At 44.0% G+C, this 12625-nt stretch carries 8 protein-coding genes; 5 read left to right on the top strand and 3 right to left on the bottom strand.

The features are described from left to right. Positions 1-5 precede the first annotated feature (5 nt). Both B0E43_RS15440 and B0E43_RS15435 read left to right on the top strand, forming a co-directional pair. The gene (locus tag B0E43_RS15440) at positions 6-1799 is read left to right on the top strand and encodes a RagB/SusD family nutrient uptake outer membrane protein (protein WP_077351607.1); all 1794 of its coding nucleotides are present in this window, start codon (positions 6-8) and stop codon (positions 1797-1799) included. Positions 1800-2038: 239 nt separating this feature from the next. Continuing rightward, entirely contained in the window at positions 2039-3265 is a 1227-nt protein-coding gene (locus B0E43_RS15435; RefSeq protein WP_077351605.1) for an alkaline phosphatase family protein, read from the top strand. Between the two features lie 321 nt (positions 3266-3586). On the opposite strand, the gene B0E43_RS15430 is transcribed toward B0E43_RS15435, so the two are convergent. Continuing rightward, entirely contained in the window at positions 3587-4390 is an 804-nt protein-coding gene (locus B0E43_RS15430; protein ID WP_077351338.1) for a LytTR family DNA-binding domain-containing protein, read from the bottom strand. A 624-nt stretch (positions 4391-5014) separates the two neighbouring features. Between B0E43_RS15430 and B0E43_RS15425 the strand changes: the two genes are divergently transcribed. After that, positions 5015-5473, top strand: coding sequence for a hypothetical protein (locus tag B0E43_RS15425; RefSeq protein ID WP_077351336.1), 459 nt, complete (start codon positions 5015-5017; stop codon positions 5471-5473). A 495-nt stretch (positions 5474-5968) separates the two neighbouring features. Here the strand turns inward: B0E43_RS15425 and B0E43_RS15420 are convergent, their stop codons facing one another. Further along, positions 5969-8149 (bottom strand): TonB-dependent receptor plug domain-containing protein, encoded by a 2181-nt coding sequence (locus B0E43_RS15420; protein WP_077351334.1) that lies wholly within the window; start codon positions 8147-8149, stop codon positions 5969-5971. Positions 8150-8203: 54 nt separating this feature from the next. Beyond that, positions 8204-8767 carry a hypothetical protein gene (locus B0E43_RS15415; RefSeq protein WP_077351332.1) on the bottom strand — a complete coding sequence of 188 codons (564 nt, stop codon included), beginning with the start codon at positions 8765-8767 and terminating at the stop codon, positions 8204-8206. 249 nt (positions 8768-9016) lie between these two features. On the opposite strand from B0E43_RS15415, the gene B0E43_RS15410 reads away from it, so the two are divergent. Beyond that, positions 9017-10093: a dihydrodipicolinate synthase family protein gene (locus B0E43_RS15410; RefSeq protein WP_217349173.1), complete on the top strand. Its 1077-nt coding sequence runs from the start codon at positions 9017-9019 to the stop codon at positions 10091-10093. A gap of 212 nt (positions 10094-10305) precedes the next feature. Next, positions 10306-12624: a PSD1 and planctomycete cytochrome C domain-containing protein gene (locus tag B0E43_RS15405; RefSeq protein ID WP_077351330.1), complete on the top strand. Its 2319-nt coding sequence runs from the start codon at positions 10306-10308 to the stop codon at positions 12622-12624. The last annotated feature ends 1 nt before the right edge of the window (position 12625 follow it).

The following is a 12625-nucleotide window of genomic DNA, read 5'->3' as shown; positions in this document are numbered from 1 at the left end:
TCATCATGAAAAAAATATATATCATAATCATCGGATCCTTATTCACACTTTCTTCCTGTCAAGAAGATTTTATGGATCGGTATCCACAGACTTCAGTAGCTCCTGAGGAGTTCTTCAAAACTGAAGAAGATTTGGGACTCTATGTAAATGGCCTAATTGCCATGCCCGGTATGGGAAATTACCTGGCAGACCAAAGCAGTGATAATATGGCCACCACCGGGGCTATCGAGATCAAAAATATCATGACAGGTACTCCTTCCTCCCAAACAATCACCGGGGGATGGAATTGGGCAAGACTCAGAAACATCAACTACTTCCTGGACAACTACCAAAAGGCTACTGCTTCGGATGAGGCCATCGCACATTATGTGGGATTGGCTAGGTATTATCGAGCCCAATTCTATTTAGGAATGGTTCAGCGGTATTCCAATGTGCCTTGGTTTGACAAAACTTTGAATCCGGGTGATGAGGATCTTTACAAAACTCAGGATTCGAGGGAATTCGTGATGTCTAAAATCCTGGAGGATTTGGAATTTGCAGCTGAAAAGGTCAGGGAATCGGTGCCGTCGGGAACTCCTTCAGTTTGGGCTGTGAAGGCGTTTTATGCCAGGGTTGCCCTATATGAAGGAACCTACAGGAAATATCATACTGAATTGGGATTGCAAGCGACTTCAAATGAATTTTTGAAAATTGCCGTCAAGCAAGCTTCTGACCTTATGAATTCCGGTAAATTTTCGATTTACACTACCGGCAATCCAAGCAGAGATTATGCGACTCTTTTCAACAGCACGAATCTAATTGGCAATCCAGAGGTGCTGCTGGTCAATGCTTACGATGTCAACAAAGACCGAAGCAGTGACAACAACACCGGAATTTTTGGAGATTATGAGCAGTCTCCTTCCAGGGATTTGGTATTGTCTTATTTGATGAAAGACGGAACTCCATTTACTGACCAGAATAACTTTAAAGCCAAAGGTTTTGTAGAGGAATTCAAAGATCGGGATCCAAGATTGATGCAAACCCTTGTGTACCCGGGATGGATAAGAGTACCGAATACCACTCCCTATATTCAGTCACTGAATAAGAATTTCACGGGATACCACCAGTTGAAAGGGTATAAAAACTCAGTCGATAATGTGGAGCGAGCCAGTGTAGACTTTCCGGTTTATCGATATGCAGAGACTTTGCTTACACTGGCGGAAGCCAAAGCTGAACTGGGTGAATTGAGCCAGACGGATTTGGATGCCACAGTTAATTTATTGAGAACCAGAGCGGGAATGCCAGCGCTGATTATGGCTACAGCTAATGGTAAACCTGATGTATTTCAGGCTTCAAAATATCTTAACCTTAGCGGTCCAAATCAGGGAGTATTGCTGGAAATCAGACGGGAAAGAAGAATCGAACTGGCCATGGAAGGCTTCAGATACGATGATTTGATGCGCTGGAATGCCGGAAAACTTCTTGAAGTAATTCCACAGGGAATGTATTTCCCGGGATTGGGCAAATACGACATGACCGGTGATGGAATTGAGGACATTATCCTGATTGATAAAAGCAGCAGTATTCCCGTAGGCGCTGACAAAGAAAAAAACAGCTTGGGCGTTCAGTTGATTTACTATAAGGCCGGAACCATCAACGACAACGTGGATGTATACCTGGAAAATGGCGATAAAGGAGGAAATATGGTTACTGAAAACAAGGCTAGAAACTTTGAAGAACCAAAATACTACTATCGCCCGGTGCCTTTCCAGCAAGTGACTTTGAATCCAAATCTTAACCAGATTTTTGGCTGGCAATAAAATCAAAACCAGATTGACCAGTGATCCTGTTTTATAAGGATCACTGGTTTTTCTAAAGTATCTTCAATCTTTAATTTAACCTTGAAGAATGGAGGTTTGAAGTTTAAATTGACGCAATTCCCTCCGCCGCGGCGGAGAGTAAGAGCCTGTCCCGATGAATATCGGGAGGGATTTTTCCTTAGAACACTTTTTTAAAATCCTTTGGCGTTCAAAATCCCATTTATCCACCAATGATTAAAATGAAAAAAATAATTCTAACCCTCATTCTGGGATATTTTTTCTCACCGGTTTTTGCTCAGAAAGCTGAAAAAAAAGTCCTTTTTGTGATTCTGGATGGGATTCCTGCCGATGTTATGGATACGGTGCCAACTCCAAATATAGATCAGATCAGCAAAATAGGGGGCTTTACCAAAGCTGTTATGGGTGGAAATCCAGGCACTTACAGTGAGACACCGACCATTTCTGCAGTAGGTTACAATTCTCTGCTTACCGGTACTTGGGTCAACAAGCACAATGTCTGGGGAAATGGAATCGAGGACCCAAATTATAACTATTGGACAATCTTCCGATTTCTGAAGGAAGCAAGACCGGATAGGAAGACGGCCATTTTTTCCACTTGGTTGGACAACAGAACCAAATTGGTGGGTGCAAGCTTACCTCAAGCGGGAGACTTCACCTTCGATTATTATTTCGATGGATTTGAACTGGATACGGTCAATTTTCCGCATGATAAGGAGCGAAACTATATTTTCCAGATCGATGAGTTGGTGTCAAAGGAAGCTGCATCCTATATCCGGGAAAAAGGTCCGGATCTGGCTTGGATGTATTTGGAATATACCGACGACATGGGGCATACCTACGGGAACAGCCCTCAGATGATTGATGGAATTGCAAAAGCCGATGTCCAAATTGGCCGGGTATGGGAAGCGATCCAGGATAGAGAAAAGAACTTCAATGAAGATTGGTTGATCATCATCACGACAGATCATGGAAGAAGTGCGGATGGCTTTGGTCATGGTGGGCAAAGTGAACGGGAAAGAACTATCTGGATTGCAACCAATGCTAAAGGGTTGAATTCACATTTCAATGATACTCCGGAGATGGTGGATATTATGCCGGGCATCGTCCGTCATCTAGGTTTGGAAATACCCAAGAACCAGGCAATGGAATTGGATGGCGTATCTTTTATTGGAAAACTGGATGCTGTCGATTTGAAAGCTGAGCTGGCAGATGGTGAAATCAAGCTTTCCTGGAAAAGTATTTCCAAAGGTCAGAAAGGAAGAGTTTGGGTAGCTACCACCAATGAATTCAAAACCGGGAATCTGGATAATTATTGGCTGATGGGAGAGGTGATGCTGGATCAGGAATCCTTTACCTTTTCCACCAAAGGATTGGAGTCGGACTTCTATAAAGTCGTGCTGGAGACTCCAAGCGGGTATTTGAATTATTGGATTGTGAAAAAGTGAATTATGATATTCGCCATTTTGACAGCGGGAGTGGGGACACTCCCTTGGGCGTCGGACATGGAGGTCAAGGTTGGGTAGTCTTAGATCCGAAGGATCAAAACAATTCATAACCCCCGGTATAGCCGGGGGTTAAGTCACCACAATAAAAAAAAGGAGCCCTGAAAGGGTGAAACTTCAAAGTATCGCCCTTTCAGGGCTCAAAGGAAGGAAATTCAATGGCTACCCTGCACTTCGTACAGGGTCATGAATGGTTTGGCTCCTTCGGAGCTACATAAAAAGTCAATTTGAAATTAAACAGGAAATGTTGAATTGAATGCCCTTTCAGGATGGAATCAGGAGCTTGTAAAGCTCCTTTTTATAGGATCTTCCAATCGGAATTGCATGGTTCCCCAAGATGATCTGATTGTCCTGTATGGTTTTGATCCGGTCTAATGCTACCAAATAGGACTTGTGAACCCGAATCAGTTTTTTGTCCCGGAGCAGATTTTCCGTGCTTTTCAGGGATCCTTTGACGATGATTTGTTCGTGGAGTGTATAGACGATCGAGTAATCTTTTAGTCCCTTGATGTGAGTCACTTCATCCAAGTCGGTTCTGATTTGTTTGGTGCCGGTTTTCAGGAAAACCACATTGTCCTGTCCGTTTTCCGGTACAGGAACAGGAATAAACTCCTCAACTTTCACTCTTTTCTCCTCGTACCGATCGAGACCAAATTTCAGTCCTGTCGTCAAAACCAAGTACCAGGAAGTGGTGATGAAATTATACGGAAAAGCACTCCAAAAATCTCTGCTTGTCACGTCTCCGATCACATAGCCGTAGAGGTAAATGTCATAGAGATTTTGAAGGCTGACGTAAACCAAAAGAGATCCGATAAGCAACAGGCTATAGGTTCCGAATTTTTTCAGTTTGAAGAATTTTGGAACGAGATAGTAAAGATGAAAGTAAACCAGGGAAACAATCAACAAAAGCCGGACTGTGACGCAAGCAGCAAAATGTTCGGGCAAATTAAATTTCTGGATCAGGTACCTCCGGTCGTAGAGGTAAATCACGGTGATGACCAGCCAAAACAAAAAGTGATAAACTTTGGGTGAAATGGGTTTCAATCCGAGGAATGTGCTCACACTCATAGCTTCAGGCTGGGTTATACTTTTCTAAGTACGGATAATTCTCATTCACGGTAAAGCCAAAACAGACAAATGGGAGAACGTGGAATTTATTCCAGTATCCAATTTGAAGAAAGTTTAAAGTCAAGATTCAATTGCTGTGAACCGTCGACTGTGGTCTGTGGTCGATTATCCGCTTCAACCGCGTCATTTTGTGCCTAGAAAGAAAGTAGCGGATAACCTTATAGACCAATTACAGAATTTAAAGACGAACAGAATCGTGATTTGGATTTACGGATGTCTACTTTCCAGGTCATTGATCTACTTTATTATTTAGGCCTTCTCCATTCATTCTCCATTGCCGTAAATCCCCATGAAAGGCTCCTCTCAATGCCTTTCAAGTATTCAATTTGGCCAATTGGATTTAGCTTGAAGTACCAACAAAGTAAAAATTATCTGTTCACAACGTGATTATCCGCTTCCATGCAGGTAGTAGCCAAGAGCTACTTGAAAGTGCTTCAACACTGGCATTTACCCTTTTCGGTCTTCCGTCATCGGTCTTCCAGCACTTGTTAAGAAGCAAAGTAGCCTACTGGCAGGATTGCGGACAATCAGAATTCACATTTTCAAATTTAAACCAAATTCAAAATGACAAAAATGACATTTAAATCCGCTTTAGGCAGTACTCTGGTATTGCTTGCCCTCAGTTTGGCAATGATGGCTTTCACCCCGATGAAGGGAATGGACAGCTATGAGATATCTCTTAATGGCAAACTCATCATGAAACAGTATGTCAATCAGCCCCTGAATCTGAGGATGCTCGAGTTGGAAAATGCACAGGCCCAAGACCAGCTTTCGATCCGCTATACCCATTGCACCATAAAGGGTGCAGGCAGTGACAGAACTTTGGTTCTGAAAGATGAAGCAGGACACGTACTCAAGCAATGGGAGTTTGCGAATAACCCGAAAGAAAACAACGCGATGTCGATCCGGGTAGGGGAATTGCTCCAACTCGAAAAAGACCACAAAGACCACCGGATCACGCTTACCTATCAGGCAAATGAACTGAAAGTCGGAGAACTCCTGGCATTTCTTCAGCTTGATTAATTCAAAAATATTGATAGTCCACTCTAAACAGTGGACTATCAGAGTTTTTAAAACATTTAGAAAGTTTAGGAAATTAAGTTTCTAAGCCATATCTGTTTAGAATTCCATAATTGCAGGAGCATTAGCAAAATGAAGACTTTCAGCCTTAATCTCAATGGCCTTAATGGTTGAATAATTTAGTCAAAAGGTCTTCCAGCCGCTGAAATGCTGGCTTTTCTTCAGCTGGAGTAATTCAGAAATTCCTGATAGTCCAAAATAAAAAGTGGATTAGCAGAGTTTTAAAACATTAAGAAATTTAGATAATTAAGTTTTCAGGCTAAATCTTCTGTTTTGAATGTTCGAAAAACAGGAGCATTAGCAAAATGAAGACTTTCAGTCTTAACCTTAATGGTCTTAATGCCCTTAATGTTGATAATTTTAGGCAAAAGGAATTCCTTAATTTGAAAATCCACAGACAAAACCCATCATTATCCGGGATTGTTTGTGGATTTCTTTTTAGATTTTAAATCCAAGAGAAACTACCAGACTTCTTCCATCGGAAGACCATATTCCGGGTCCGGGATACATTTGCGGTCTTTTTGTGAAGTAAGAATTGTCAAACATGTTTTGAAAGCTTGCCCTCAAAGTCAGGTTTTGATAATTGTAAATTCCCTGAAGGTCCCAAATATGATAGGAGGGTACTAACCCAACTGCTCCTGAAGGCGGGGGAGTCCGGGTGTTCAGAGCATCTGCAAAGGACTCACTGACAAATTGATGCTGCAGGACTAGTTGGAAGGAACCATGGGAGGCAGTCAGTCCGTTTCTGCTGATCCATTCGGGCACAGCTTCCACGCGGTTTCCTTTGATATTCTGATTTCCTTCCGTCCCTGCTACGCTACCGCTGAGATACGCTGACCGCATCCAACTGGATGAGGTATAGAAGGAAAGCGCAAATCTGTTCCTTTTCAGAAATTCCCAGTCCCATAGCAACTCAACTCCGGCTGTACCGCTGTCTCCGATATTGCTTTTTTGAATCAAGGTCGATCCGTCCTGTTCCACCAAAAGGTTTCCAATCCGGTTGCCGATGAACGTATAAAACAGCGTTGCGTTGATATGCATGTTTTCTTTTGGATTTGCTTCCCAGCCAAATTCCGAATTGTATCCAAAACTATGGGTAAGGTCCGGACTGATCATAGTCAGGGGAGAACCCGGGATGATATCCTGAAACAGAACCGGCCGGTTTGCCTGAGAAATTCCTCCATAAAGGCTGCTGGTTTGGGAAAATTCATACCTGGCGTTGATTCCCAAAGCCACGAAATCGTATTCAATTTCCTGTGGCACCTGCACAGATTCCACATAGCTGATCGAACCGCTCATGACCGAATTTCCATTTTCGATTCTGATTCCTGGCGAAATGGAAAAATGATCATTTAAGTGAAATTGGTTTTCCAGAGAGGCTGCGATGCTTTGACTTTTCAAATTGATATCCCTTGGAAATTCTCCAGATACACTGAGGTCATAGTCAGTTCCTGTCGTTCCTTTACCCCTTTGCCTTCGGTCAAATGAATTGTTGAAATAGCGGATGGAAACCGAGAGGTCATTTTTGATTGACCCAAAAGTATATCCATGGAGAATTCGAGCCTCAGCTGTCCGGGTATGGTAATTGTCAATGTCCACATTCCTTGGTGCATATTCAGAAGTTACCGAATTGATGGTATCCGGTACATTGGCCAGGGCATCGAAGGTGACTGAACTTCTTTGCCCAAAGATCCCACTTCCCACCAGACTGAAACTTGTGTTTTTAGCGAGTTTTCCTTCCAGAGTTATTGCTGGAACCCAGATCTCTGGGCTGTAATAATTCCTTGTTCGAGTGGCTTGTCTTGGATCTTCTTCAAACTGAAGATCTGTCAATGGACCGGGGATTTTGTATAAAAACACGCTGCGGCTCAGTTCAGCCTTGGCCTTTAGCCTATCGCTTATCTGATACGAGACTTCAGCATGCTGGGAATCTGAATCAGATTCAACCCCATCCCGGTAGCCATCAGATACCCGTTTTTGGTAATAGGCGTAATAACTGAATTTTCCCAGAGTGCCTCCAACGGAGGTAAAGTTGGACAACAGTCCAAATGATCCGACTGAGCTGATATTTTCAAGGCTAAACTTTTTAACGGGATCTGGCCTTTTGAGTATATAGTTGAGCAATCCACCAAACTGCTGACCATACTGAAGTGCAGCAGTGCCACGGACAAGTTCAATCTGCTCCACTGCCTCCATCGGCATGGAATAGTGGCTGGCAGGATAGCCATAGATGTCGGTATTGATCATTATACCGTTTTGTCGGACGTTGAATTCCCAACTCCGGTGTCCGTCCAAGCCTCTGACGGAGAGGTTGACCTGATTTCCGGAACCGTCCATGTCATAGACAAATGCAGAGGGGATTTTCGCAAACAGGCTGCGGCCCGTCTTTTCTGCCAAATTGGTTGCCAGACCAGTCAGCGTAATCACCTCGGATTTGGTACCGCCAACCACCATCAGATTATTGGTCGCGGGAAGCTTGGTGACCGGATTTTGGATCCGTATACTCTGGATTTTAATTTCTTCGAGATTTAATGTTTTGACTGTATCCTGCCGGGCAAATGCATGGCTCGAAACCATACAAAAGCAAATCAGCAAGCACACAGCGTACTTGTTTTTCATGTTCAGTAAAATTTTAGGGGAATATGCCGGGTAGGTTTGGCCCGGATAAAAAACTCAGGTCAAAAAAATAACCCTGGGAGGATCCAGAAAACGACTTTTGAAACCCTTGGGAACATAAAAAGAATACGGAGAGAAAGGTGAAATCACTCTAACTTCAGGTGATTTGGAAAAGGTCACAATGAGTGAATGGAGCACATAATCCTTGACAAATGATTTTAGAAGGAGTTTTTGGAGCGGTGGTCCATCAAAGTCCCCCGGATCGGTTCCCAAAGTAGAAATCCAGCGCTTTATCTGATCTTCGAAATTGGTATGGAGTTCATCTTCCACCACAATTACTTCAAGATGGTCCTCAAAATACCGCTGTTGGATTACCCGGCTGATTTTACCATCCACTTTCATCATAAAATTGACCGGCTGAAAATTTTCCTGATTTTGCCCATAGGGCATGGGAAAGGGTATTTTCAAAAGTTTTCCACCCAGGGTTTGGGGATCCATTTCCCAAATTTTGTTTTCCCAGTGTTGATGAATAGCCAATGGCATGAGAACCTGCAGCGCAAAAAATCCCAGATGGTACAGACCAAAGCAGGTAAGGAGGAAAAATGCTGCTGATTTTCTCATATTATGGCTATTGCAAATATATAAAAGAATGGAAAAGGGCCTAATTACCTAGTCCCTATGATGGGCAGTCCATCATCGATTTTCCATTTCACAAATAATCCAATTAGCCTTTTTAGTAAATAAACAGGTAATCATACGACAAGCCTTTAGACCAAGGGTACAGGGGATAGACCGCGATCTTAAAACCAGTACTTCCAGGCAATTCCATACGGCCAAGCTTGTCACTTTACCTCTTAAAATTCACTTAAAATGAAGGCAAACGATAACTCACGCAGAAATTTTTTAGGAAAAATTACAGTCGGTACGGTATCACTGACTACTCTGATGGGCTTGGACCAGAATCTTTTTTCAGCATCAATCTTCACGAAAGAAAGTAATTCAAACCCCAATATTTTGAAAAACAAGGAGCAGAAATTTGTACCGGTAATGGTCACCCCGTTTACCCCAGATTTGAAGATCGATTTTGACGCCTTATCCAAGCTCACTGATTTTTACATGGCTTGCGGAGCAAAAGGCTTTTTTGCAAACTGCATGAGCAGCGAAATGTACTACCTCGACAATGAAGAAAGGCTGGCTTTAGCCAGTCATGTGGTGAAGCAGGTAAAGGGCAAATTTCCGGTAGTGGCTACAGGTTCTTTTGGGGAAACCATTGAAGAACAGGCGGATTTTGCTAAAAAAATGTATGCTACTGGTGTCGATGCCGTCATTCTGATCACTAGTCATTTCTCCAAAAAGGAAGAAGATGATACCGTGTTGATCAATAATCTTAAAAAGTTCCTGAGCCTGACAGGCGATATTCCAATGGGGACCTATGAATGCCCTTCGCCGTACAAAAGAATCATAACTCCGGAAGTGTTGCGCTTCATGCTTTCCACAAATCGCTTTTTCTATCACAAAGACACCAACCTTGACCTGGATCCAATCAAAGTCAAACTGGAAATAGCGAAAGGAAGCTCCCTGGAATTTTATGATGCCCACACGCCCAATACCATGGATTCACTTCAAATGGGTGCCCAAGGTATGTCTTGCATTGCGGGGAATCTATATCCCGAACTCTTCTCCTGGATGTGTGCCAATGCCACCGATCCCGCAAAGCAAGAGGACGTCAAATGGCTTCAGTCGGAACTTACAAGACTTGATGCGATCATTTCAAAAGGCTACCCGCTCAGCGCCAAATACTTTTTGCAAAAACGCGGTGTGCCTATTGCCCCAATAGGTCGATCTTCGAAGAATCCCTTGACAGAAGAACAAAAACAAGGTCTGGATGAGATTTTTAATGACTTGCCGGCTTTGCATAAGCGACTGGGGATAAAGGTGAAACCTTGAAAAGTTTCACTTTTCCCTTTGGGTTCAGAATATCCGGAATCGATTAAGACAAGGTTGTTTTTGCCTTAGCCTTTCGGGCAATCCTTTGTAGCTTGAAAAGAATTTTAGGGGATTTGACCTAATCGGGATAGTTGATTTGAATAAAGATTCTATTTTGGAAAATATCCGTATAAATGACTGAAAAGAAAATAAGCCAAAGGGGTTAAAAAGCTATGCAAAACCGATTGTGTCAATTAGTTACGGTCTTGGTTTTTTCCATGTTCCTGTTTCCCTCCTGCGAAAAAGGAGAGAGTAGTGGCACGGAGAATCTGAAAATGCCCGACCAAGTCAGTTTCAACTTTCATATCCGCCCCATTCTTTCAGACAACTGCTTTGCCTGCCACGGTCCCGATGCCAACAAGCGGGAAGCAGGTTTGAGGCTCGATATTGCAGAAGAAGCATACAAGGCTCTGAAGGAAACTCCCGGTGCGCATGGCTGGGTGCCTGGCAAGCCAAAGGAATCCGAGGCTTATCGAAGAATTATCTCGGATGATCCCAGTATCCAAATGCCTCCTCCTGAATCCAACTTGGCACTTACCGACAGGGAAATCATGCTAATTGAAAAGTGGATCAGTCAGGGTGCCGAATACGAAAAACACTGGGCCTTTGTGCCTCCTAAATCTTCTGAACTTCCGGAGGTTGAGGATGAGGAATGGCCAATTAATGAGGTGGACTTTTTCATCTTGGCCAAGCAGGAAGAAGCTGGACTAAAACACAATGCCGAAGCGGACAAGGAATCTCTTCTGAAAAGAGTGAGTTTGGACTTGACCGGATTGCCGCCGACTCTGGAAATGATGGATGCCTTCTTGGCTGATAATTCACCGGATGCTTATGAGAAAGCTGTGGACCGTTTGCTCGCCAGCCCGGCTTATGGGGAAAAGATGGCCGTGTACTGGATGGATATCGCCCGGTTTGCCGATTCCCATGGATTTCAGGATGACAGTTACAGAAGTCAATGGCCCTGGAGAGACTGGGTGATTCATGCGTTCAACGAAAACATGCCCTACGACCAGTTTATCACCTGGCAACTTGCAGGCGATCTGATCCCCAATGCGACAAAAGAGCAACTTTTGGCTACGGGATTCAACCGGAACCATAAAATCACCGAAGAGGGTGGGGTAGTGGATGAGGAATACCGGGTAATGTACGTGACTGACCGGACCAATACCGTGGGAAAATCCCTGATGGGAATTACCATGGAGTGCGCCGGTTGCCACGACCACAAATACGACCCCATTTCCCAAAACGAATACTATTCATTTTATTCCTTTTTCAACAACATCCAGGAAAAAGGAATTGAATCCACTGTGGGAGGTCCAGAAACCTACGCCAAGCGTCCGATGATGCAAATCAGCAATGCGGAAGTAGATTCCATTCTGACCTTTATCAACAAAAAAGACACACTCGACTTGATCGTATCGGTGATGGGGGAACTGGATTCCATCCGGCCAACCTTTATTCTCGAACGGGGAGTTTATGATCAACCCAAGGATCAGGTGTCTCCCAAAACCCCAGAATCCATACTTTCCTTTGGTCCTGAGTACGAGAAAAACAGAATGGGATTGGCCAAATGGATGTTCAGCCCTGAAAACCCGCTTACTTCGAGAGTTTTCGTCAATCAGATTTGGCAGGAAATATTCGGAAGGGGGATAGTGAGCACTCCGGGAGATTTCGGAATGCAGGGAGCTTTGCCCACTCATCCTGAATTGTTGGACTGGCTTTCTGCTGACCTGATCGAAAATGGCTGGGATGTTAAGCGGCTGGTGAAACATATGGTCAACTCAGCTACCTACCGTCAGTCTGCGGTTGTTACAAAGAAGCAACTGGAAAAAGATCCGGATAATCTGCTACTAAGCCGTGCTCCCCGACACCGCCTCAAAGCGGAATTTGTACGGGACCTGATCCTTGCCAGCAGTGGTTTGCTCAACCGGGAGATAGGTGGACCGAGCGTGAAACCCTACCAGCCTCCTGGACTTTGGGAAGGAGCGACTTCCGGTCGGGGAATCTTGTCGGTGTACAAACAGGATCATCATGAGAAGCTGTACCGACGCGGCCTATACAATTTCATCAAGCGAACTGTGCCTCCTCCTGCGATGACCATCTTTGACGGAAGCAACCGGGATCAGTGCGAAGTTCAGCGGCCAATCACTAATACTCCACTTCAGGCCTTAGTCATGCTCAATGATCCTACCATGCTGGAAGCCAGTCGAGTATTGGCGGGGAAGCTGCTCAATGAATCAGCTGATTCGGAAGTGAATATCCGAAAAGCCTTCAGAACTATTGTCTGCCGGAATCCTTCCGATCAGGAAGTGGCCATCCTTAAAAAATACTACGAAGGAAGAATACAGCTCTTGGATGAGGTAACAGCAAACGAACTGCTTGCTGTGGGTGAGTATCCAAGTCCTCCCGGCTTGGACACCATTCAATTCGCCTCATTGATGCAGGTGATCGCAAGTATTTATAACCTAGAAGAAACCATTTCTAAGACCTGAT

The organism is Algoriphagus sp. A40, from assembly GCF_002002735.1.
GTDB lineage: Bacteria > Bacteroidota > Bacteroidia > Cytophagales > Cyclobacteriaceae > Algoriphagus.
This window is presented reverse-complemented; position numbering and strand designations above follow the sequence as displayed.